The 22,740-nt window shown below is 35.2% G+C and carries 21 protein-coding genes; 9 read left to right on the forward strand and 12 right to left on the reverse strand.

The window, feature by feature from the left end:
* Positions 1-3: 3 nt before the first annotated feature.
* Together ACJJVP_RS11275 and ACJJVP_RS11280 are read right to left on the reverse strand one after the other, a co-directional pair.
* Complete coding sequence (locus ACJJVP_RS11275) at positions 4-498, reverse strand: RNA polymerase sigma factor (protein WP_036155776.1); 495 nt, start codon at positions 496-498, stop codon at positions 4-6.
* A 124-nt stretch (positions 499-622) separates the two neighbouring features.
* Positions 623-2,050, reverse strand: a complete 1,428-nt coding sequence (locus ACJJVP_RS11280; RefSeq protein ID WP_405413754.1) for an amidohydrolase — start codon at positions 2,048-2,050, stop codon at positions 623-625.
* A 100-nt stretch (positions 2,051-2,150) separates the two neighbouring features.
* On the opposite strand from ACJJVP_RS11280, the gene ACJJVP_RS11285 reads away from it, so the two are divergent.
* The gene (locus ACJJVP_RS11285) at positions 2,151-3,443 is read left to right on the forward strand and encodes an NAD(P)/FAD-dependent oxidoreductase (protein WP_405413755.1); all 1,293 of its coding nucleotides are present in this window, start codon (positions 2,151-2,153) and stop codon (positions 3,441-3,443) included.
* A gap of 62 nt (positions 3,444-3,505) precedes the next feature.
* On the opposite strand, the gene xerD is transcribed toward ACJJVP_RS11285, so the two are convergent.
* A complete protein-coding gene (gene xerD, locus ACJJVP_RS11290; protein WP_405413756.1) occupies positions 3,506-4,408 on the reverse strand; it encodes a site-specific tyrosine recombinase XerD in 903 nt (300 codons plus the stop codon).
* Between the two features lie 211 nt (positions 4,409-4,619).
* On the opposite strand from xerD, the gene ACJJVP_RS11295 reads away from it, so the two are divergent.
* The gene (locus tag ACJJVP_RS11295; RefSeq protein ID WP_405413757.1) at positions 4,620-5,138 is read left to right on the forward strand and encodes an outer membrane beta-barrel protein; all 519 of its coding nucleotides are present in this window, start codon (positions 4,620-4,622) and stop codon (positions 5,136-5,138) included.
* 67 nt (positions 5,139-5,205) lie between these two features.
* The gene (gene aroQ, locus ACJJVP_RS11300) at positions 5,206-5,622 is read left to right on the forward strand and encodes a type II 3-dehydroquinate dehydratase (RefSeq protein WP_405413758.1); all 417 of its coding nucleotides are present in this window, start codon (positions 5,206-5,208) and stop codon (positions 5,620-5,622) included.
* 109 nt (positions 5,623-5,731) lie between these two features.
* Here aroQ and ACJJVP_RS11305 read toward each other — a convergent pair whose 3' ends face one another.
* The 4 genes from ACJJVP_RS11305 to ACJJVP_RS11320 form a co-directional block, all read right to left on the reverse strand.
* Positions 5,732-6,019, reverse strand: a complete 288-nt coding sequence (locus ACJJVP_RS11305) for a DUF3817 domain-containing protein (protein ID WP_405413759.1) — start codon at positions 6,017-6,019, stop codon at positions 5,732-5,734.
* A 20-nt stretch (positions 6,020-6,039) separates the two neighbouring features.
* Entirely contained in the window at positions 6,040-7,431 is a 1,392-nt protein-coding gene (gene lpdA, locus ACJJVP_RS11310) for a dihydrolipoyl dehydrogenase (RefSeq protein WP_405413760.1), read from the reverse strand.
* A 196-nt stretch (positions 7,432-7,627) separates the two neighbouring features.
* A complete protein-coding gene (gene msrB, locus ACJJVP_RS11315; RefSeq protein WP_405413762.1) occupies positions 7,628-8,125 on the reverse strand; it encodes a peptide-methionine (R)-S-oxide reductase MsrB in 498 nt (165 codons plus the stop codon).
* A 157-nt stretch (positions 8,126-8,282) separates the two neighbouring features.
* Positions 8,283-8,822, reverse strand: a complete 540-nt coding sequence (locus ACJJVP_RS11320) for a collagen-like protein (protein ID WP_405413764.1) — start codon at positions 8,820-8,822, stop codon at positions 8,283-8,285.
* Between the two features lie 173 nt (positions 8,823-8,995).
* On the opposite strand from ACJJVP_RS11320, the gene glgB reads away from it, so the two are divergent.
* The 4 genes from glgB to ACJJVP_RS11340 all read left to right on the forward strand — a co-directional run bounded on the left by glgB (position 8,996) and on the right by ACJJVP_RS11340 (position 15,637).
* Entirely contained in the window at positions 8,996-10,891 is a 1,896-nt protein-coding gene (gene glgB, locus ACJJVP_RS11325) for a 1,4-alpha-glucan branching protein GlgB (protein WP_405413765.1), read from the forward strand.
* A gap of 82 nt (positions 10,892-10,973) precedes the next feature.
* Positions 10,974-13,376 carry a glycoside hydrolase family 31 protein gene (locus ACJJVP_RS11330; RefSeq protein WP_405413766.1) on the forward strand — a complete coding sequence of 801 codons (2,403 nt, stop codon included), beginning with the start codon at positions 10,974-10,976 and terminating at the stop codon, positions 13,374-13,376.
* 38 nt (positions 13,377-13,414) lie between these two features.
* On the forward strand, positions 13,415-14,224 hold the full coding sequence (locus ACJJVP_RS11335; protein WP_405413768.1) for a M48 family metallopeptidase: 810 nt from the start codon (positions 13,415-13,417) through the stop codon (positions 14,222-14,224).
* Between the two features lie 60 nt (positions 14,225-14,284).
* On the forward strand, positions 14,285-15,637 hold the full coding sequence (locus ACJJVP_RS11340) for an MFS transporter (protein WP_405413770.1): 1,353 nt from the start codon (positions 14,285-14,287) through the stop codon (positions 15,635-15,637).
* A gap of 34 nt (positions 15,638-15,671) precedes the next feature.
* On the opposite strand, the gene ACJJVP_RS11345 is transcribed toward ACJJVP_RS11340, so the two are convergent.
* The 4 genes from ACJJVP_RS11345 to ACJJVP_RS11360 are packed head-to-tail and all read right to left on the reverse strand — an operon-like array spanning position 15,672 to position 18,617.
* Complete coding sequence (locus tag ACJJVP_RS11345) at positions 15,672-16,397, reverse strand: head GIN domain-containing protein (protein WP_405413771.1); 726 nt, start codon at positions 16,395-16,397, stop codon at positions 15,672-15,674.
* Between the two features lie 30 nt (positions 16,398-16,427).
* Positions 16,428-17,519: a hypothetical protein gene (locus ACJJVP_RS11350; protein WP_405413773.1), complete on the reverse strand. Its 1,092-nt coding sequence runs from the start codon at positions 17,517-17,519 to the stop codon at positions 16,428-16,430.
* Entirely contained in the window at positions 17,500-18,063 is a 564-nt protein-coding gene (locus ACJJVP_RS11355; RefSeq protein ID WP_036155746.1) for a hypothetical protein, read from the reverse strand. Before ACJJVP_RS11355 ends, ACJJVP_RS11350 begins: the two co-directional genes overlap by 20 nt.
* Positions 18,063-18,617 carry an RNA polymerase sigma factor gene (locus ACJJVP_RS11360; RefSeq protein WP_396633835.1) on the reverse strand — a complete coding sequence of 185 codons (555 nt, stop codon included), beginning with the start codon at positions 18,615-18,617 and terminating at the stop codon, positions 18,063-18,065. The genes ACJJVP_RS11355 and ACJJVP_RS11360 overlap by 1 nt, the downstream gene beginning before the upstream one ends.
* Before the next feature lie 261 nt (positions 18,618-18,878).
* Here ACJJVP_RS11360 and lon point away from each other — a divergent pair, with 261 nt between their 5' ends.
* Together lon and cmk are read left to right on the forward strand one after the other, a co-directional pair.
* Complete coding sequence (lon, locus tag ACJJVP_RS11365) at positions 18,879-21,329, forward strand: endopeptidase La (protein WP_405416177.1); 2,451 nt, start codon at positions 18,879-18,881, stop codon at positions 21,327-21,329.
* A gap of 28 nt (positions 21,330-21,357) precedes the next feature.
* On the forward strand, positions 21,358-22,053 hold the full coding sequence (gene cmk / locus ACJJVP_RS11370) for a (d)CMP kinase (RefSeq protein ID WP_405413774.1): 696 nt from the start codon (positions 21,358-21,360) through the stop codon (positions 22,051-22,053).
* A 49-nt stretch (positions 22,054-22,102) separates the two neighbouring features.
* Here cmk and ACJJVP_RS11375 read toward each other — a convergent pair whose 3' ends face one another.
* A complete protein-coding gene (locus ACJJVP_RS11375) occupies positions 22,103-22,483 on the reverse strand; it encodes a LysM peptidoglycan-binding domain-containing protein (RefSeq protein ID WP_405413775.1) in 381 nt (126 codons plus the stop codon).
* Positions 22,484-22,740 lie beyond the last annotated feature (257 nt).

Below are 22,740 nucleotides of genomic sequence, written 5' to 3' on the forward strand. Positions count from 1 at the left end.
CTCTTATGGGTTCAAAATGGTTCTTAATTTTGTTTTGATACGATTCATCTTCACTCGTGCATTTACTTCGGTAATACCCAAAGTTTCTGAGATTTCAGTATAATTTTTATCCTCCAGATATAAAAAAACCAATGCTTTGTCAACATCGTTCAACTGCTTTACCGCTTTGTACATCAGCTTTAATTGCAATTCTTCGGTTTCATCATACTCATCTGCCTTGATTTTAAAAATTATAGACTCATAATCAGCGGTATCAATTCTTCTTTTATTTTTTCGGTATAAAGTGATGGCGGTATTCAATGCCACACGATACATCCATGTACTAAACTTTGCATCACCCCTAAATTTAGGGTATGCTTTCCATAATTGAATAGTGATTTCTTGAAACAGATCATTGTGAGAGTCGCGGTCATTTGTATACAGGGTACAGACTTTATGGACAATATTTTGATTGTCCTGTAGCTCGGTCACAAATTTGTGTTCAAGATCTTTCTTCACTATTGGTTGGTTGTTGTTAGCATGTTAGTCTAATAAAAGTTTCATTTGTTACAAGAATTCTTTAATAAAATAAAAAAAGTGCCAAAATTGACTTTGGCACTTTTTATCGTATATACTTCTAAAATTATTTTCTGTAATCTAGTGCTGGAGCTCTATCCCCCAAAAGCGGAATATAATTGAAATCTGCACCTCTTTTTTCTAAGAACTCAGCTTTGGCAGCTGCTACCAATTTTTTATCCTTGAATAAATCAATTGCTGTCATGGTCAATGTTTTTGCAGCGATCATCATGCCTTTGTTACCTATAGATGTCCCGCCAGCGGCAACTGCTTGCCAGCTATGCGCCGGTGTACCTGGTACCCAAGTAGCAGTACTAAAACCAACAGTTGGTACGGTGAAACTAACATCGCCAACATCTGTAGAACCAAATGCTTTAGCTTCGGTTTTATATGGTTGTACATTTTTTGCCGTAGTAAGATCAGCCTCTTCTTGACCCAAAGTTTTTGCAATTTTATCTGCAAATTCTTTTTCCTCGACTGTATATTCCATTCCGCCTACTTCAGATAAGTTTTCATGCATCACTTTTTGTAATGTTAAGTTGGCTAATAGCTCATGCGTACCACCGATCATTTCATAATCCATAGTTGTACCGGTACCCAATGCAGCACCTTCTGCAGCTTTTACCATGCGATCAAAAATTTCTATAACTACGTCACGTCTATTATGGCGGGCATAGTAGTACACTTCTGCAAAATCAGGAATAACGTTAGGTGCTTTACCACCATCTGTAATTACATAATGAATTCTAGCTTCTTGTGGTATATGCTCACGCATCATATTTATCATCATATCCATAGCTTCAACGCCATCTAATGCAGAACGACCTTTGTCTGGTGATGCTGCGGCATGAGCAGAAATACCGTGAAATCTAAATTTAGCCGATTTGTTAGCCAAAGCTGCGCCGGCACTTGCAGCATTTTGTGCTCCAGGGTGCCAATGTAAAGCGATATCTACATCATTAAAAAGTCCTTCGCGAACCATATATACTTTTCCTGATCCACCTTCTTCCGCTGGTGTACCGTAAAAACGAATAGTACCCTTAGATTTGTTCGCCTCTAACCATTCTTTAGTTGAGATAGCAGCAGCTGTAGAAGCCGTACCAAATAAATGGTGCCCACATGCATGACCTGCCGCCGCACCAGCAGATTCCTTTTCAGAGACCGCTTTTTGAGAAAGACCAGGTAAGGCATCGAATTCACCCATAATGGCAATTACCGGACTGCCACTACCGTATTCGGCTATAAAAGCAGTTGGTATACCGGCAACACCTTTTTTGATAGTAAAACCAGCATCTTGTAACGTCTTTTGAAGAAGACCGGAACTTTGTTCTTCTTGGTATCCCATTTCTGCGAATTCCCAAATATTTTGAGCTATAATTCCGTATTCGTCACTTTTTCGCTCTAAATTTTTAATAATATCTTTTTCGCTCTTTTGAGCATTCATCGAATAAAAGGAAGTACCGAGTACTGCCAATAAAATAAGGGTTTTGCGCATTTTGGTGATTGTTTGAGTTAGACCTTAAAGATACTAAAAACACATAATTATTTTAAAGTAGAAGTCCATTTGTTTAATTTCGCATTTAAGTATTCATACTATGAACATACCACTTTCGAGCTATCCTAGAATTGTCATAATAGGTGGTGGTTTTGGCGGAGTCTCTCTAGCTAAAAAATTAAGTAAACAAGAAGTACAGGTCGTTCTTATCGATAAGAATAATTACCATACTTTTCAACCATTATTGTATCAAGTATCTACAGGCGGTCTTGAGCCAGATTCGATAGCATACCCTTTGCGTAAAGTTTTAATAGGTTATGATAATTTTTATTTCCGCTTAGCTGAAGTAGATAATATAGACACGGCTGCCAAAAAGTTGAATACTAATATTGGAGAAATTAGTTTTGACTATTTGGTTGTAGCAACAGGTTCTGTAACCAACTTCTTTGGGAATAAGGAGATTGAAAAGAATGCGATGTCCATGAAGTCTATTCCACAATCATTGAATCTTCGTAGTTTAATATTAGAGAATTTTGAACAAGCGCTTCTTACAGATGATTATCATGAAAGAGACGCGTTAATGAATTTCGTAATTGTAGGTGGTGGACCAACAGGGGTAGAGTTGTCTGGTGCCTTGGCAGAAATAAAGAAAGGTATTTTACCAAAAGACTATCCGGATTTAGATACTAGAAGGGCACAGATAAATTTAGTGCAAGGAGGAGATTGCTTATTGCCGGGTTTTAGTGCGCAAGCATCAAAAAAAGCAGAGGACTTCTTAGAAAAATTAGGAGTACAAGTTTGGAAAGGAGTTCGGGTTACCGGGTATAATGGTAAAACAGTAACCACAAAAACAGATCTTAAATTCGATGCAGCTACTGTAGTTTGGGCTGCAGGGGTAAAAGGAGCCGGTATAAAAGGTTTAGATGCAGAAGGTGTAATTGCTGGAGGAAATAGAATAAATGTAAACGAATATAATCAGGTAATAGGTCATCCAGATATATTTGCTATAGGTGATATTGCTTGCATGGCAACAGAAGACAATCCTCGTGGGCACCCAATGGTAGCGCAATCGGCAATTCAACAAGGAAATTTATTGGGTAAAAACTTAGTGAACCTAATAGAGAACAAGCCTATGAAGCCATTTGTCTATTTTGATAAAGGTAGTATGGCTACTATTGGAAGAAACAAAGCGGTTTGCGATATTAAGAAATTAAGGTTCCAAGGTATTTTTGCTTGGTTTGTTTGGATGTTCGTACACCTTTTTTTCTTGATCGGATTTAGAAACAGAATGGTAGTATTTATCAATTGGGTATATAATTACATACGATTTGATCGTGAAGCACGATTAATTATCCGTCCATTTAAAAGAGATTACAGTCAGTTTAAAGATTAGGTTGTTTTCAACTAATTTTCTGTAATTATAATGATGCGGACTACGTTCCGGAGCATGTCTTTTTAATGATTTGTTCTAGGGTGATAGGTATTCATGACCTCTGCTAAATGCGAACGGTCTACATGCATGTAAATTTCTGTAGTAGTAATACTCTCATGACCTAGCATTTGTTGTATAGAGCGTAAATCGGCTCCGTTTTCCAGTAAGTGAGTAGCAAAAGAATGTCTGAAGGTATGGGGACTAATGCTTTTCTTTAAATCAATTGTTATGGCTAAGTTTTTTACAATGGTAAATATCATTGCTCTGGTAAGTTGCCTGCCACGTCGGTTAAGAAATAGAATATCTTGAAATCCTTCCTGTATTTTTAAGTGAACTCTAATTTCATTTCTATAAATATCAATATATTTTTTGTTCACTGCACTAATAGGTACAAAGCGTTGTTTGTCTCCTTTGCCGGTAACTTTAATAAAATCTTCCTCAAAAAACAAATCTGATATTTTCAATCCTATAAGTTCAGAAACTCTAAGTCCGCAGCCATATAAAGTTTCTAACATTGCCCTGTTGCGTTCTCCTTCAGCGGAACTTAAATCTATAGCGCCTATCAATTTATCTATTTCATTTTCAGAAAGTGTATCTGGTAATTTGCGTCCAATTTTTGGCGATTCTATTAAATCTAATGGGTTGTCTTTTCTGTAATCTTCAAAAATGAGATAGTTGAAGAAACTTTTGAGTCCGGATATTATACGTGCCTGTGACCTTGGGTTAACCACTTTGGCAATTTCATAAATGAACTGTTGAACAGTGCTTTTATCTATAAGAATTGGGGTAGTATTCACATCATGGGTTTCAAGAAAAGACATCAATTTCTCAATATCCATAGTATAGCTCTGAATAGAGTTTTTTGATAGACCACGCTCAAGCTTTAAATAGGTGGTGTAATCTTTTAGCGCGTGTTTCCAATTCATGGTTTAAAGATAGAGAATACGTTAATTCTGTAAGGCATAAATTATAGCGCTTAGAAATAAACGCGGAATTATTTGGTGTAAATTTTCTAATTAGTATAACATGACACCTATTTAAATGCAAGCTGTACAACTACTTTTGACATATTCACAACAAAGATGCCTATAAGCTTAGTCTTACCTTTATTTTTGAAGAAAATAAACCAACCATACCATGAATAAGTTTTTCATTTTATTATTTGCCTTAAGTCTTTCAACCGGAGTTTTTGCTCAAGAAGGCTTCAAATTCGGTATTCAAGGAGGTATTCCGCTAGATGATTATAATGAAGCGGTAAGTATTGTGTTAGGGGCAGATTTCTCATACATGTATCCGCTTGGTGAAGTAGTGGATATAGGACCCGCAGTAGGTTATATACATGGTTTTGCGGAAACCTTTCAAACAACGATTATTAGAGAAGAGCAAGAGGCTGTTCAGTTTTTGCCACTGTCTGCAGGGGTTCGTTTTTGGACATCAAATTATTTCTCATTTGGAGGCAATGTAGGCTATGCAATGGGCATTAATGAAGGTAATGAGGGTGGTTTGTATTACAGACCAACAATAGCTTATTTAATGAGTTCAAGTGTTGAGGTCAATTTTTCTTATACAGGTATTGATATTGAAGAAACTACATGGTCTACAGTGACCTTGGGAATCGTTTACAATTTCGAGCCTAAATATAGAACTCGTCGCTAGAGAAATACTTTAATTTACTTCTAATATTTCTAATTCATTATAAGGTAACATTCGTTATTTTTGATGTATGAAGATTATCATTATAAATGGTCCCAACTTAAATTTATTAGGAAAAAGGGAGCCAGAAGTATACGGTTCAGAAACTTTTGAAGATTACTTTTCAAAACTGCAATTCAAATTTAAAGATGTTGAATTGGAATATTTTCAATCAAATATTGAAGGGGAGTTGATTTCTAAAATACAGGAAACCGGTTTTTCATATGATGGTATCGTGTTGAATGCCGCAGCGTACACACATACATCGGTGGGTATTGGCGATGCCGTAAAAGCAGTTGAAGCACCTGTGATAGAAGTTCACATATCTAATACACACCAGCGCGAAGAGTTTAGGCATATATCTTATATATCGCCAGCAGCAAGTGGTGTTATACTTGGCTTTGGTTTAAAAAGCTATGATTTGGCTATTGAGAGCTTTTTATTTTAAGTAGTGTAATTTTAAAAGCACTTTTAGTACTTACTTCTAAAATGAACTATCAGTACCATTTTTGATGGTTACTCATATAGGTGAGTCTTGACTAAATGGTAAATGAGTTTTAAGCGTTGTCTTCAGGTCTTAAATATTTCTCTTCTACATAGAAAGTAGCAAAAGGTAGTAGTGATGCGATACCGAAAATAAATACTTTTTTAAAGCTCCATTTATGGGTAAACCCAACAATTAGGGTTAGGGCGATAAAGACAATGAAAAGTACGCCGTGGGCGTAACCTACCAATTTATTAGGTTCTGGTATTTCTGCCCAATATTTTAAAGGCATAGTTACTCCGAACAACGCCAAATAGGAGATTCCTTCTAAAATTGCCGTTGCTCGAAATAATTTTAACATGCTATGATTTTTTTAATTAATTATAAGTGAATAACCTCATCATATGCTGCAGCAACAGCTTCCATAACAGCTTCACTCATGGTTGGGTGAGGGTGAATAGCTTTTAAAACTTCATGCCCGGTAGTTTCTAGTTTACGACCAAGAACAGCTTCGGCTATCATGTCTGTAACGCCTGCACCGATCATATGGCAACCTAACCATTCGCCATATTTGGCATCGAAAATTACTTTTACGAATCCGTCAGAAGCACCAGAAGCTTTTGCTTTACCACTTGCGGAGAAAGGAAATTTACCAACTTTAATATCGATACCTTTTTCTTTAGCTTGTTTTTCGGTTAAACCAACAGAAGCAATTTCAGGAGAACAGTATGTACAACCTGGTATGTTGCCATAATCTAGTGGCTCTACATGCATTTCTGCTAATTTTTCAACGCATAAAATACCTTCGGCAGATGCAACGTGGGCAAGAGCTGGTCCTGGTGTTACATCACCAATGGCATAGTACCCAGGTATGTTGGTTTGATAATAATCATTAACCAGAATTTTATCACGGTCTGTAGCGATACCTACATCTTCTAGTCCAATATTTTCTATATTGGTTTTAATACCAACTGCAGATAATACGATATCGGCCTCTAAAACCTTTTCTCCTTTTGCTGTTTTTACGGTAGCTTTTACTCCATCGCCAGAAGTGTCGACAGAAGTTACTTCTGCCGAAGTCATTATTTTGACTCCCGCTTTTTTGAAGCTTCTTTCCAATTGTTTAGAAACATCTTCGTCTTCAACAGGTACAATATTGGGTAAATATTCAACTACGGTAACCTCGGTTCCCATAGAGTTATAGAAATAAGCGAACTCAATACCAATTGCACCACTACCAACAACAATCATTTTTTTAGGTTGTTTACCTAAAGTCATAGCCTCTCTGTATCCAATGATTTTTTTGCCATCTTGTGGTAAGCTCGGTAATTCACGACTTCTTGCTCCTGTAGCAACGATAATATTATTAGCACTGTATTCAGTGGTAGAGCCATCTTCGGCTTTTACCGAAACTTTCTTTCCTGCTTTTAAGGTTCCGTAACCTTTGATAACCTCAATTTTATTCTTCTTCATTAAGAACTGAACACCTTTGCTCATACCTTCGGCAACGCCACGGCTTCTTTTTACTACAGCATCAAAATCTTTATCGGCACCTTTGATTTTTAAACCATAATCTTCTGCATGTTTCAAATATTCAAATACTTGTGCAGATTTTAATAGGGCTTTGGTAGGTATACAACCCCAATTTAAGCAAACACCGCCTAAACTCTCTTTTTCAATAACGGCAGTCTTAAAGCCTAATTGTGCAGCCCTAATAGCGGTAACATATCCACCAGGACCACTACCTAAAACAATAATATCGAAAGTGCTCATATTTTGATTTTTTGTAGTTTTAATTGAAGAGCAAAAATACAAAACCTTATTGAGATTGATTGTAGGATTTTAAAATATGACCTTTAATATGAAATTGTGATATTTTGAAATAGGTCTATTTAGTTTGCTATGAATGTTATAGAAACGAACAAGAGGCCTTTAAAGGCCTCTTGTATCTAATATATTTAGTGGAAAATTATTCTGCGGGAACAAAATTTAAAGCTACACCATTTATGCAATGACGTAAACCTGTAGGATTTGGTCCGTCCTCAAAAACATGACCTAAATGACCTCCACAAGTGGCGCAATGTTCTTCGGTTCTTTTGTAACCAATTTTATAATCTACATCATAGGCTACGTTGCCTTCAATCTCTTCATAGAAACTTGGCCATCCCGTACCGGAATCAAATTTTGTATAACTTTTAAAAAGGGGAGTAGCACAGGCGGCACAAACGTAAGTTCCTTTTTCTTTATTGTTTAATATTTCACTGGTAAAGGGGTTTTCGGTAGCGGCTTCACGTAGTACATAGTATTGATCATCAGTAAGCTCTTTTTTCCATTCACTATTCGATTTTTGAATAGCGAATTCTTTTTTCTTCGTATCATTTTTAACAACGGCCATTTCTTTTTTCTGAGAAGTGCCTTTGCAACTTACAAAAAGTACTATAAGTGCAATTAGGATATTTATTTTCATTTTATCAATTTTTTATTTCTGTCGATAAGTTTAGGTATTCCTTTCAATGTATCTTATTTACGGAATTTTTCAAGTTAGGGTTTTAAAAATTGTATTAAAAAAGCCTTTGAAGGTTCCTAAAGGCTTTGGCTTAAAATAGGTTACTTTCTTAGGGGTGTTAATCTAATGTAACTTTTTGAATACTATCTTCTGTTACACCTAAATGTGCCATTACGGAAATAATGTTAGAAGTGTCTAGTTTACCAGTAGCAGAATCTGCAGGTAAAATGGCTATTCTAAAAACTTGATTATCAGTATCACCTGCTTGTAATGTAGCTAGGTCAAAATCTGATTCTAAAAATATGCTCACATCAAAAAAAGTATAATCGAAATTATATTGTAGAAGACCTTGATCTAAAATTCTAGTTTGTGGCATTAATCTCCAGATATCAACCAAATCACCATTGCTATCTTCAGTTGTTTCCCAAAGCATATAAACAAGTACAACATCAGTATCAAAAACTTCTATAGTTTGCGGAAATTCGTAAAAGATTGAATAGTCGTTATCTAAAGTAAATGACCCTTCTATATCTACCACTTGGCCTATAAGTCCGCTTTCGCCATCTACACCATCAAAACCGGCAGGTCCTTGTGGTCCTTCGCACGATATAAAAAATATGGTTACCAATGCTCCAAAAAATAAATTCAGTTTTTTCATAATGTTATAATTAATCGATTTATGTTTAAATATTGAATTGTTGTTTCAAAAAGCGTTCCATTTTTGGTATTTAGATATTTAAATCGGATATTAACTGCTATATTTTCAACAAAAAATAATTAAAGTTGATCGTCTTTAAAAGATGATTAGCTTTGCCAAAATAAACCTTTTGTATGCCTAACGTAAAAGTTCACTCATTATTTACAGATTTTGATATTAATCTTTTTAAAGGAGGGAAGCATTATAGACTATATGAGAAATTAGGATCTCATCTAGTAGAAGTTGATGGTGTACAGGGTACATACTTTGCCGTATGGGCACCGTCTGCAAAAACCGTTTCAGTTGTTGGTAATTTTAATTCTTGGGATGTTGAGCAACATCAACTAAATGTTCGTTGGGATTCTAGCGGAATTTGGGAAGGTTTTATACCTAGTATTGGTAAAGGAGAAATCTATAAGTATAAAATACAATCAAATAATAATGATATTTGGACAGAAAAAGCTGATCCATTTGCTAGGTACTGTGAACATCCGCCAAACACAGCATCGATAATATGGACTGCAGAGCATGATTGGAAAGATGATGCTTGGATGGGCTATAGAAAAGATAAAAATGGTCTGGATAAGCCATATTCTGTTTACGAGGTGCACTTGGGTTCTTGGAAAAAAAATGCTGAAGGTAAGTTTTTAACTTATAAGGAATATGCGACCGATCTTGTAAGTTATGTTAACGAAATGGGGTATACTCATGTAGAGTTTATGCCTATTATGGAATACCCCTATGACCCTTCTTGGGGGTATCAGTTAACTGGATATTTTGCTCCAACATCAAGGTTTGGTTCGCCAGAAGAATTTAAATTATTAGTAGATACTTTTCATCAAAATGATATTGGTGTAATTTTAGATTGGGTACCATCGCATTTTCCAGAAGATGCACATGGTCTAGGTTTTTTTGATGGTTCTAATTTGTATGAGCATCCAGATAGAAGAAAAGGATACCATACCGATTGGAAAAGTTTGATTTTCAATTATGGAAGAAATGAAGTAAGGGCTTTCCTTATAAGTAACGCTATATTTTGGTTAGACCAATTTCATGTCGATGGTCTTCGTGTAGATGCAGTGGCATCTATGTTGTATTTAGATTATTCTAGGGAAGATGGAGAGTGGGAGCCCAATATGTATGGCAATAACGAAAATTTAGAAGCAATGTCATTTATTCGTGAATTGAATGAAGCCGTTTATTCTAGCTTTGATGGCGTACAGACTATTGCTGAAGAATCTACAGCGTTTTCTGGTGTTTCAAAACCTGTGGAGCATGGTGGATTAGGTTTTGGTATGAAATGGATGATGGGGTGGATGCATGATACATTGCAGTTTTTTCAGAAAGAACCGATATATAGAAAGCACCATCAGAACGATTTGACATTTAGCATGACTTATGCTTTTACTGAGCATTTCATGTTACCATTTTCACATGATGAGGTTGTTTATGGTAAGCAGTCATTAGTTTACAGAATGCCTGGAGATGAATGGCAAAGATTTGCTAATTTAAGACTATTGTTCGGGTACATGTTCACACATCCAGGTACTAAATTAATGTTTATGGGTGGTGAATTCGGTCAAACGGCAGAGTGGAATTTTGAGCAAAGTTTAGATTGGCATTTATTACAGTACGATGGTCACAAAGGAATTCAAGATTTTGTAAAAGATTTAAACCATCTATATAAAAGTTCACCGGCATTATATGAAAAGCAATTTAGTCCAGATGGTTTTCAATGGATAGATTATGGTGACCACGAAAATTCGGTGTTAACTTACGTTCGTAAAGGACATGATGAAGAGAATGATTTAATTATTGCTTGTAATTTTACACCGGTACCACGTGAAAACTATAGAATTGGTAATCCTAAAAAAGGAAAGCTAAAAGAGGTTTTAAATAGTGATGACACCAAATATGGCGGTGGCGGTAATTTGAATAGTAAGATAAAGGCTTCTACTAAACCATCTCATGGTTATAAGAAATCTTTTGAGATAACTATTCCGCCTTTAGGAATTGTGATACTGAAATAACTTGAGGTAATTGTATTTCATTAGATTACTTTAAAGAATATCAGTATCAGTATTAATATGATTTTTTTTAATTTATAGATTCATGATTACAAATACAGAGCTTGAATATAAAGGTAATTTATATCCAAACCATATCGTTGAATTTTCACAAGACTCAGATAAGCTATACTTTACCTCAGAAAATGGTGTTATTTTACAAATAACCATTTTAAGAGGTAGTATTTTTCGCTTTAGGTATGCAACCAATTATAATTTCGAACCAGATTTTTCTTATGCTATCGACCCCGATGCAACAATGGGGTATAGCAAATTAGAGGTAATAGAGAACGATACGGAATATATTATTGCAACAGCTAGGTTGAGTATATTGGTTGATAAGAAAACTTTACGTACTCAAATATCCGATTTAGAAGGTAATATCATCAACGAAGATGAATTGGGTTTTCATTGGGAAGAGAATTATGAGTACGGTGGCAATACAGTAAAGCTAAGTAAAATAACCCAATCTGGTGAAAGCTTCTATGGTATGGGCGACAAGGCCATGCACAGTAACTTAAAAGGTAAAAGGGTCGAAAATTGGGTTATGGACCAGTTCGCATTTGCCAAAGAACAGGATCCTTTATATAAGGCAATACCTTTTTACATAGGCTTGAATAAGGGTAAAGCTTATGGTATATATTTTGATAATAGTTTTAAAACAGGATTTGATTTTTCTCAAGAAAGAAGAAACATCACTAGTTTCTGGGCAGATGGTGGCGAAATGAACTATTATTTCATTTTTGGTCCGGATATGGCAAAAGTTGTAGGTTCATTTTCGAGTCTTACCGGTACGCCAGAATTACCACCAATGTGGGCATTAGGTTTTCATCAATCTAAGTGGAGTTATTATCCTGAAAGTAATGTTAAAGACATTGCTGCAGAATTTAGAAGACACCAGATTCCTTGTGATGCTATCTATTTAGATATAGATTACATGGACGGATTTAGGTGTTTTACTTGGGATAAAAATCATTTTCCCGATCCAAAAAGAATGATTCAAGAACTTGAGGAAGACGGTTTTAAAACTGTTGTTATGATTGATCCGGGTATAAAAGTAGATCGAGATTATTGGATTTATAATGAGGCTTTAGAGAATAATTATTTTTGTAAAAGGGGAGATGGACCCTTAATGCATGGTAAGGTATGGCCTGGTGAGTGTAATTTTCCAGATTTTACGAATCCTGTAGTTCGTGAATGGTGGGCAGAACTATATAAAGAATTTATGTCTGAGTTAGGTGTTCATGCTGTATGGAACGATATGAACGAGCCTGCAGTTATGGAAGTGCCGACCAAAACAGCACCTTTAGATACTCGCCACGATTATGATGGTCACCCATGTACGCATCGAAAAGCGCATAATGTGTATGGTATGCAAATGGTGAGAGCCACATACGAGGGAGTTAAGAAATACGTCTATCCTAAACGTCCTTTTGTAATAACAAGGGCTGCATTTGCAGGTACACAGCGATATTCTTCTACATGGACAGGCGATAATGTTGCCACCTGGGAACACTTGTGGATAGCCAATGTACAGGTACAGCGCATGTGTTTAAGTGGGTATTCGTTTGTAGGTTCGGATATTGGCGGATTTGCCGAGCAACCCGATGGTGAGCTTTTTGCAAGATGGGTACAATTAGGTATTTTTCATCCTTTTTGTAGAGTGCATTCAAGTGGAGATCATGGAGATCAAGAACCATGGTCGTTTGGTTCGGAGATAACCGATATTGTTAGAAAATTTGTTGAGTTGAGGTACCAATTATTACCATATTTATATACAATGTTTTATAAATACACTAAAGAAAATATACCTATGGTGCAATCTTTGGCGTTTTTTGATCAAGAAGATAATCAGACACATTTTAGAACAGATGAATTTATTTTCGGAGAAAAAATATTGGTTTGTCCTATTCAGGAACCCAATGCACAAGGTCGAAGAATGTACATACCTCGCGGAGAGTGGTATGACTTTTGGACCAATGAATATGTAACAGGGGGTAAAGAAAAATGGGTGGCTGCGGAATTAGATATGTTGCCAATTTTTGTCAAGGCGGGTGCTGTAATTCCTAAATATCCTATTCAACAATATGTAGGTGAAAAGAAAATTGATGAATTAGTTTTAGAAGTATATTTTAAAGAAGGTACTGAGGCTTCTGAAGTTTATGAAGATGCAACTAATGGTTATGATTACAAAAAAGGAAGATATGCACTAAGTAATTATAAGTTGACGGGAAAAGAGAACTCATTGACCATTCAATTATTTAAAGACGGAACTTTTGAAACAGAGTATGATAAGATTAAACTTAACTTTCATGGATTGCCATTTGAAATTATGAGCGTAATGGTCGATAATGAAGAAATAGCTTTAGAGAGTGTCTCCGTAAATAAAAATAATGATTTGCGAATAGACAAAAACTTTACCTTATTGCATTTATTAGGAAAACAATAACTTCGTAGCTTTCTGCCATTAACTTTAAATGATAAAAAATGAAAAAAATAATATTAATTATAGCTGTATTTTTAGTTGTTTCTGCCTGTAAGGTCAACCCGTTTACAGGGCAAAAAACTTTAAATTTTTATCCTAATAGTCAAGTTTTTCCATCTGCATTTGCACAATATGATACTTTTTTAACTGAGAATAATGTTGTTGCCGGTACAACAGATGCCCAAATGATTACTAGGGTGGGTCAACGTATTTCTTCTGCTGCCGAACGTTGGTTAACTGCAAATGGTCATCCAGGTTATTTACAAGATTATGCTTGGGAGTATAACTTGGTAAAAGATGAAACTGTAAATGCATGGTGTATGCCAGGTGGTAAAATTGTGTTCTATACAGGTATATTGCCAATTACTCAAACAGAAACAGGGGTAGCTGTGGTTATGGGTCATGAAGTGGCACATGCTCTGGCTGATCATGGTGCACAACGTATGAGCGCAGGTACATTACAACAAGTAGGTGCTGTCGCTGGTAATGTTGCAATCAAAAATGAACAAACATTAGGTTTGTTTAATCAAGCTTACGGTGTAGGTACTCAGTATTTGGGTATGTTGCCGTTTAGTAGAAGTCACGAAACAGAAGCTGATAGAATAGGCTTACAGATTATGGCTATTGCAGGTTATGATCCTTATGAAGCTGCAGAATTGTGGAAAAGAATGAAGGCCAACAGCGGTGGAGAGGCACCGCCAGAATTCATGAGTACACACCCTTCTAACGATACAAGAATAAATAATCTAACAGCTTGGGCACCAGATGCTGAATCTGAAGCTGCGAAATTTGGAGTAACTAAATTTCAATAAAACGTTAAGGAATATTGTATATTGAAGCCGTTCAGAAATGAACGGCTTTTATTTTTATATATGGGGAAGACACAAGTTGTAAAAGGAAGTAAAAAATTATTGAACGCTTGGGCATTTTATGACTGGGCAAATTCAGTGTATACGCTAACTATAGCTTCTTCAATTTTTCCTATATATTATTCTACACTATTTACGTCTAAAGATGAGTTGGTATCGGCTTTTGGTTTCGATATGAAACAGACCGTGCTCATTTCAATTGTTACTGCTTTTACCTTTCTTGTTGTAGCCTTTTTATCACCCGTATTATCGGGTATTGCAGATTATGTGGGTAATAAGAAAATGTTCATGAAGTTTTTCTGCTATGCGGGTAGTATAGGTTGTATGGGTTTGTATTGGTTCGATTTAGAAAATGTTCATGTAAGTCTTCTTTTCTATTTTATGGGATTAATAGGGTATTGGGGCAGTCTAGTTTTTTATAACTCATATTTACCAGATATAGCTTTTGAAGATCAGCAAGATAGTATAAGTGCAAAAGGATTTTCTTTAGGATATTTTGGTAGTGTTCTTTTATTATTGTTGAATTTAGCCATGGTGATGAAACCAGAGTGGTTCGGATTTGATATTGGTGATACGGAAGACACGCTGAATCTCGCTAAAGTAGAAGCGATGAGAATATCGTTCATAACCGTAGGGGTATGGTGGTTGCTTTTTAGTCAGTATACATTTTGGGTACTACCAAAAGGAGTAGGTAAGGGGCATAAAATAACGCGTGATGTTTTGTTTAATGGTCTTAAAGAACTTAAAGTGGTTTGGGGTCAATTAAAAGAAAATGAAAGGTTAAAACGTTATCTATATGCTTTTTTTGTATTTAGTATGGCTGTTCAAACAATTATGTTGGTTGCGGTATATTTTGGAGAAAAAGAAATTGCTTGGGGTACGGAAAGCGAAAAAACCACAGGTTTGATTATTAGTGTATTGGTCATACAATTGGTGGCAATTGTTGGTGCTGTAATCACCTCTAAGGCATCTGAAAGATTCGGTAATATAAAAACCTTGATAGCTGTAAATGCAATTTGGATGTTATTATGTATTTATGCTTATTTTATGATTACACCCACCCAATTTTATATTGCAGCGGGTTTTGTAGGTTTGGTAATGGGAGGTGTTCAATCTTTAGGAAGATCTACCTATTCGAAATTTTTACCAGAAACAGAAGACACCACTTCATACTTTAGTTTTTATGATGTCGCCGAAAAAATCGGTATTGTTATCGGTATGGCACTCTTTGCAATAATTGACCAAGTAAGTAATATGCGTTATGCCATTTTGTTTTTATTTATATTCTTTTTAGGTGGTATAATATTGTTATTTAAGGTAGATGAATCAAAAAAAGCCCCTTTAAAAGAGGCTTAATTGAATTGATTGTTCGCTATTTTTATTTTATATATTATCCTTTAGAAATGTCACCTGAACCAGAAGTTTTAGTGTTTACTTTTTCCGGATTTCCTTTGTAAGAAATATCACCGGAACCAGAAACCCTCGCTTTTAAAGATTTGTTTGCGGTAACCTGTATATCTGCAGAGCCAGATACCGTAGCGTCTACATTGTCAGCTTCAAGATCGTATGCCTCAATATCGCCACTGCCAGAAATAGTAGCTTCAAAGTCTGTGGTTTTACCACTTAAAGAAATATCTCCAGATCCAGACATTGAGGCTGAAATTAAATTAGAATCTATATCTAAAGTAATATCTCCTGATCCTGACATTGCGGTACTGAATTTATCGGCTTTGATTTTTGTCTTACCAACGATATCACCAGAACCAGACATGGCAACGTGGCTAATTGATTCTACTGGTATTGTAATATGAATTCCAGATTTCCAATTACTTGATTTTAAGTTAACGCCTTTTTCTGTTTTAATGACCAATTTGCCGTCCTTTACTTCGGTAATAATATATTCCAATAGATTTTCTTCTCCTTTTAAGGTAATTTCTCCTTCGTTGCCAGAAACCAAGTCAACATCGAACCAGCCAGATACGGCTACCCCATCATAATCACCGGTGTTTCTTTCAATAGTAACATTGTTTCCATTTCCTTTAATGGTCTTTCCCCATTGTGCTGAACAGGAAAGGGATATGAATCCCGCACATAGTAATAAACTTAATTTTTTCATGATTTTCATTTTTAATTGATTGATTGATATTTATTTTTTTGTAAAACTTATTCCACCATAATCACTAGACAATGTCATTCTATTCCCACTTCCTTTAGAGCCGTAAAAACCTTCGTAATGTTTATCGGAAGATTTTTCAGTACTGATGTTAATAGTAAAATCGTCTTTTCCGCTAACTCCAGAATAACTAGTAGATATGTCAAAATCAAAATGGTATTCGCTGTTGTACCCAATTTTTATTCCCGTATAGTCTGTTCTTATTTCTACATTACCGGCATCCGCAGCTAGTTCGTTGATACGTACAGAACCATAGTCTGCACGGATGGACACATCACCATGAACAACACCTAGTTTTACGGTTATATAGTCGCCGTTACCATCTATATCTTTTAATTCAGAAACATCCATATTTCCATAATTACTGGTGTATTCCAAATTATCCATAGTACCAATGCTGGCGTTTGTATAATCGGCATTTATAGCAAGGTCTCCGGCTTTGTCAATAGTAAAACCAGAGTAGTCAGCTCTAATTTCGGCACTGTTGATATAGCCTATTGTAGATTTAGAAGTATAATCGAAATTTAATTTATTGTTGCGCCCTCTAAGCTCTCCTAATTCTAATCTACCGTAGTCACAACTAATTCTGGCATGACCATCTATTCTATCTAATATAATATTACCATAGTCATTACTAAGGTCTACATTGTTTTTAACCGGCACTTTAATGGTGTAGTTGATCTGCATATTAACATTGTTGTTATTTCCCCAGCTCCATCCCCAGCCATTACTACTTTTGTTGAAAATAGTTTCTGCAGATACGCGTTCGCTACTAGCTTCAAAGTCAACAGATATTTCATCCAATTTTTTCTGAACTTTATCTTCGTTGTTTCCGTTGGTCTTAATATGAACTTCAATAACGACCCTATTCTCGTTCCATGAAGTAATATTTAAATTTCCATAAGAGTTATCTATTTTGAGTAAAGCGTTGGCATTAACGTTGAACTCTTTTTTTATGGTTTTCTCTCTTGTATGCTTACCGTCAAAAGAGGTGTTATTGGCAGTAGCGACTGTTGTGAAGGCTAGCATTAATAGCCAAGTATATTTATATAGTAAAGTTTTCATCATTCGATTTTTTAATTGATTTAATATTTTCAATCTGTATCATTACCTCGTTTAAAAGGTCTATTCTAGTTTGGAAATTGGTAATCATAGCGCTTAGTATTAATTTACTATTACCACCGTTTAAAAGGTCTTGTTCCATTTTTGTATAGTTCAATTGAAGTTTTTTCAATTGCGCCATAGTATCATTAATAATTTTTTCTGTTTCTGGTGATTTTTCAGAATTCAGTTCGTTGATCTGCTCTTCGATTAGGTTTGCAAAATAAAATTGGGTCTTAGAAGCTTCAGGTGAAATCTCTGCAACCTGATCTTCAATGCTACTAGCCGTATTAAGTTGAAATATTCCAACAGATAATAGAATAGCAAAAGAAGCGGCAACGGATAAAAATAGCACCCAAGGATTCTTTTTCTTAGGAGCAAGCGTTGCCACACCTTTAGATTCATTTAGTTTTTCTAAAAAACGTAGTTGGTGCCCACTGGTGGGTTCCGCATAATCCATTTTGTCTTGTAGCTCAATAAAAAGCTCGTCAATAGTATCTTTCTTCATTAGACAGCGAGTATTAATTTTTTTCTAAGACTTTCTTTAGCTCTTGAAACAGTAGTTCTGCAATTGGCATAGCTAATGTTCATGATTTCGCAAATTTCATCATAATCAAACCCTTCAATTAGATGTAAGGTCAAAGAAATTCTGTAATTGTCTTTTAAATCTTTCATGGTTTCCATCACTTTTTGAGCCTTTAGTTCTGTAAACACATGGTCAGATGCAATTCCGTCATTATCTTCGACCTTGTACAATACTTCATCTAAAGCAACTTCATTCTTTTTTTGTTGCTTTCTATAATGATGAATGCTGTTGTTGATAACAATACGTTTTAACCAAGATCCAAAAGTTACTTCCCCTTTAAAAGTATGCAGTTTCGTAAATGCGCTTAAAAACGATTCTTGCATAATGTCTTCTGCTTGGGCAGTGTCTTTTACGATTCTTAGAGATGTATTGAACATAGCCTTGTAATACCTGTTGTACACTTCTAGCTGTGCACTCTGTTTACCGGCTAAGCACAATTGCACTAGCTCATCAATATGTTCCTTTTGTTGGCTCAAAAAGTGATTGGTTTATTGAAAGATGATTCAATTTACGGTTTGTTACAGTTTGTTAGAATTATTATCAAAAATTCTTTCTTTTTATAAAGTTCAATTTTTAAAATGAAATAAATCAGTTGGCACAGGAATTGAAATACATATGTGCAATTGAAGGTGTAAAAAGCTGTATTCGCTTAGTTTTCATTGCTATTACAGTATTTATGTATAATTTATAAAAATAAAGTTCTGTTCTTTTAATGACAGAATGACCGATATATGAGTATGGAAGATTCTAAATTTTCAAATTTTGACAATATGTCTTTACAAGGAATAGATCAAGATTCTGAGCTAATACCACTTTTGACCCCAGAAGATGAGGAGCAGATGAATAGTGAGACTTTGCCAGAAACATTACCTATTTTACCTTTAAGAAATACAGTACTTTTTCCGGGTGTGGTAATTCCTATTACTGCAGGTAGAGATAAAAGTATACAATTGATAAAAGATGCTAATAATGGCTCTAAGGTTATTGGCGTGGTTTCACAGAAAGATGAGGAAACTGAAAATCCAGATGTGCAGGATATCAATACCTTGGGTACGGTTGCAAGAATACTACGTGTGCTACAAATGCCCGATGGTAATACTACAGTAATCATACAAGGTAAAAAGCGTTTTGAGATAGCTGAGGTATTGACCAAAAAGCCATATTTTACAGCAACGGTAAGGGAGACGGAAGAAGTAAGACCGGAAAAGAACGATAAGGAATTCTTGGCGATAATAGAGTCTATCAAAGAATTAGCCTTAAAGATCATTAGGGATAATCCAAACATTCCTAGTGAAGCATCTTTTGCTATAAAGAATATTCAAAGTAATTCATTCTTGATAAATTTTGTGTCCTCTAATTTGAATTTAGATGTAAAGGCAAAACAGGATTTATTAGAAATAGGTAGCTTACAGGAAAGAGCATTGGCAACATTGAAGTATATGAATGTTGAAATGCAAAAGCTGGAGCTTAAGAACGATATACAGTCTAAAGTTAGAAATGACTTAGATCAACAGCAAAGAGAATACTTCTTGCACCAGCAGATGAAAACCATTCAAGAAGAATTGGGTGGTGTTTCTTATGATGAGGAATTAGAGGAGATGAAAATCAAATCTAAAAAGAAGAAATGGGGTAAAAAGGTAAAAGAGCATTTCGATAAAGAATTAGCTAAAATGAAGCGAATGAATCCGCAAGTTGCGGAGTATTCTATTCAAAGAAACTATTTAGATCTTTTGTTGGAATTACCTTGGAAAGAATATTCGAAAGATAAGTTCGATTTAAAAAGAGCACAACGAATATTAGACCGTGATCATTATGGTTTAGAAGATGTTAAGAAAAGAATCATTGAATATTTAGCAGTATTAAAACTGCGAAATGATATGAAATCTCCAATTTTATGTCTTTACGGACCTCCAGGAGTTGGTAAAACATCTTTAGGTAAATCTGTTGCGGAGGCATTGGGTAGAGAATATGTACGTATGTCACTTGGTGGATTAAGAGATGAAGCTGAGATTAGAGGTCATCGTAAAACTTACATAGGTGCAATGCCAGGTAGAATTATTCAAAGTCTTAAAAAGGCAGGTACTTCAAATCCAGTATTCATTTTAGATGAGATAGATAAACTATCCAACAGCAATCAAGGTGATCCATCATCTGCAATGTTAGAGGTATTGGATCCTGAGCAGAATAGTGATTTCCATGATAATTTTTTAGAGTTGGGCTATGATTTATCTAAGGTTATGTTCGTTGCTACCGCCAATAATTTAGGAAGTATTCAACCGGCACTTAGAGACCGTATGGAGATTATAAATGTTAGTGGATATACCATTGAAGAAAAAGTGGAGATTGCTAAAAAGCATTTATTGCCAAAGCAATTGACAGAGCATGGTTTAGATGCTAGTAACTTAAAAATAGGAAAGCCACAACTTGAAAAAATTGTTGAAGGGTACACGCGCGAATCTGGAGTGCGTTCTTTAGAAAAGCAAATAGCCAAAATGGTTCGTTATGCCGCTAAATCTATTGCTACAGAAGAAGAGTATGATATTAAGGTGAGCAATGAAGATATTATAGAAGTATTGGGCGCGCCAAAAATGGAGCGTAACAAATATGAAAATAATGAAGTTGCAGGTGTGGTTACAGGTTTAGCTTGGACTAGTGTTGGGGGTGATATTTTGTTTATTGAATCTATACTGTCAAAAGGTAAAGGTTCTATGAGTATTACTGGTAACTTAGGTAAAGTCATGAAAGAGTCTGCTACCATTGCCATGGAATACATAAAATCTAATGCAGAACGTTTTGGTATAGATCCGTCTGTATTTGAAAAGTACAATGTACATATTCACGTGCCAGAAGGCGCTACACCAAAAGATGGACCAAGTGCTGGTATTACCATGTTAACTTCTTTAGTTTCTTTGTTTACTCAAAAACGAATTAAAAAGAGTTTGGCAATGACAGGTGAAATTACCTTACGTGGTAAGGTGTTGCCTGTAGGCGGAATAAAAGAAAAAATTCTTGCAGCCAAAAGAGCAAAGATTAAAGAGATTATTTTGTGTGCGGATAATGAGCGTGATATTAAGGAAATTAAAGAATCTTACTTGAAAGGACTAACTTTTCATTACGTAAAAGAAATGTCTGAAGTGATTGATATCGCTATCACAGATGTCAAAGTTAAGAACGCAAAGGAATTATAATCTAGCTTTTCTTTATATTTTTAATACAATGAAAAAAATCACCATTGCAATAGACGGATTCTCTTCTACGGGAAAGAGCACTTTGGCTAAACAATTAGCTAAAAAGTTAGAATACGTATACGTAGATACAGGTGCAATGTACCGTGCGGTTGCATTATTTGCTATGAAGTCAGGTTTTATAGATGCAGGTAGAGTAGATGAAGATGCATTGGTAAAATCCTTAGGTGATATTGAACTGAATTTTATTTTTAATTCGGATTTAGGTTTTGCCGAAATGTATTTGAATGGTGAAAATGTAGAGAAAGAAATTAGAACCATGCCGGTCTCCAAGAATGTAAGTCCGGTTTCTGTTATAAAAGCTGTACGCGAGAAGTTGGTTGCCATGCAACAGGCAATGGGTGTAGATAAAGGTATAGTTATGGATGGTAGGGATATTGGTACCGTTGTTTTCCCTGATGCGGAACTTAAAATTTTCATGACGGCTTCACCAGAAAAGAGAGCGGTAAGAAGATATAAAGAATTGCTGGATAGGGGAGAAGATGTGGAGTATTCAGATATTCTTGAAAATGTTCAAAAAAGAGATTATATAGATAGTAACCGTGCAATTTCACCCTTGAAAAGGGCAGAAGATGCTATTGAGTTTGATAATAGTGATTTAGGGTTAGAAGACCAGTTTCAAAGAATCTATGAACATTCGCTTCGGGTTATTGAGAAGCAAGCATAAAAAAGAGGTTTGCAATGCTAACCTCTTTTTATTTATATTCAATTGAATATTATTTGTTTGGTATAACCAATACTTGATCTGGATGAATTACATCCGGATTTTTCAAGATACCCGTATTTGCTTCAAAAATATCTTTGTATTTCATTGCATCACCATAATAGTGCTTTGCTATTTTACTCAAAGACTCACCACCTTTAACTACGTGTCTATGATAAACAGAATCATCTTCAACAGAGATATTAGCTTTAATGTCAGAAGGACTTTCACCACCTAGTTGCTTAATTTTATCCCACATTAGGTCTTTTTCATAAGGCGTTTTTGCTTGTCCTTTTACTTTAAGAACATCACCTTCAACAGTTACATTACCGTCTTTTATACCTAATTGCTCACCAAGATCCAATACACCTTGATATTTTGCCTTAACACTCATAAATTTACTTTTTTAATGGTTATTATAATACTTCTAAGATAAGCATATTTAAGATGTATAACTCTAAAATCATGCCATAATCCATAAATGAACGTGTAATAAGTAGTTCTGTTGTCTAATTTAAATAAAATGATTATTTTTGCACACCTTTTTTGCAAGGAAGTCAAGAGAAAAAGGGATTAGATAAACAAATAAATATAACTACTTTCATAGTTGTTGCCTAAGTCTTGATGAGGTTATGGAATACAAATTATTAA

Source organism: Maribacter sp. Asnod1-A12 (genome assembly GCF_045063735.1).
In the GTDB taxonomy this organism is placed as follows: domain Bacteria; phylum Bacteroidota; class Bacteroidia; order Flavobacteriales; family Flavobacteriaceae; genus Maribacter.

Excerpts from the sequence above, each read along its gene's own strand:
- ACJJVP_RS11280 (WP_405413754.1), bottom strand. The coding sequence starts at position 2,050 with ATGCGCAAAACCCTTATTTTATTGGCAGTACTCGGTACTTCCTTTTAT.
- ACJJVP_RS11285 (WP_405413755.1), top strand. The coding sequence starts at position 2,151 with ATGAACATACCACTTTCGAGCTATCCTAGAATTGTCATAATAGGTGGT.
- xerD (WP_405413756.1), bottom strand. The coding sequence starts at position 4,408 with ATGAATTGGAAACACGCGCTAAAAGATTACACCACCTATTTAAAGCTT.
- ACJJVP_RS11295 (WP_405413757.1), top strand. The coding sequence starts at position 4,620 with ATGAATAAGTTTTTCATTTTATTATTTGCCTTAAGTCTTTCAACCGGA.
- aroQ (WP_405413758.1), top strand. The coding sequence starts at position 5,206 with ATGAAGATTATCATTATAAATGGTCCCAACTTAAATTTATTAGGAAAA.
- ACJJVP_RS11305 (WP_405413759.1), bottom strand. The coding sequence starts at position 6,019 with ATGTTAAAATTATTTCGAGCAACGGCAATTTTAGAAGGAATCTCCTAT.
- lpdA (WP_405413760.1), bottom strand. The coding sequence starts at position 7,431 with ATGAGCACTTTCGATATTATTGTTTTAGGTAGTGGTCCTGGTGGATAT.
- msrB (WP_405413762.1), bottom strand. The coding sequence starts at position 8,125 with ATGAAAATAAATATCCTAATTGCACTTATAGTACTTTTTGTAAGTTGC.
- ACJJVP_RS11320 (WP_405413764.1), bottom strand. The coding sequence starts at position 8,822 with ATGAAAAAACTGAATTTATTTTTTGGAGCATTGGTAACCATATTTTTT.
- glgB (WP_405413765.1), top strand. The coding sequence starts at position 8,996 with ATGCCTAACGTAAAAGTTCACTCATTATTTACAGATTTTGATATTAAT.
- ACJJVP_RS11330 (WP_405413766.1), top strand. The coding sequence starts at position 10,974 with ATGATTACAAATACAGAGCTTGAATATAAAGGTAATTTATATCCAAAC.
- ACJJVP_RS11335 (WP_405413768.1), top strand. The coding sequence starts at position 13,415 with ATGAAAAAAATAATATTAATTATAGCTGTATTTTTAGTTGTTTCTGCC.
- ACJJVP_RS11340 (WP_405413770.1), top strand. The coding sequence starts at position 14,285 with ATGGGGAAGACACAAGTTGTAAAAGGAAGTAAAAAATTATTGAACGCT.
- ACJJVP_RS11345 (WP_405413771.1), bottom strand. The coding sequence starts at position 16,397 with ATGAAAAAATTAAGTTTATTACTATGTGCGGGATTCATATCCCTTTCC.
- ACJJVP_RS11350 (WP_405413773.1), bottom strand. The coding sequence starts at position 17,519 with ATGAAAACTTTACTATATAAATATACTTGGCTATTAATGCTAGCCTTC.
- ACJJVP_RS11355 (WP_036155746.1), bottom strand. The coding sequence starts at position 18,063 with ATGAAGAAAGATACTATTGACGAGCTTTTTATTGAGCTACAAGACAAA.
- lon (WP_405416177.1), top strand. The coding sequence starts at position 18,879 with ATGGAAGATTCTAAATTTTCAAATTTTGACAATATGTCTTTACAAGGA.
- cmk (WP_405413774.1), top strand. The coding sequence starts at position 21,358 with ATGAAAAAAATCACCATTGCAATAGACGGATTCTCTTCTACGGGAAAG.
- ACJJVP_RS11375 (WP_405413775.1), bottom strand. The coding sequence starts at position 22,483 with ATGAGTGTTAAGGCAAAATATCAAGGTGTATTGGATCTTGGTGAGCAA.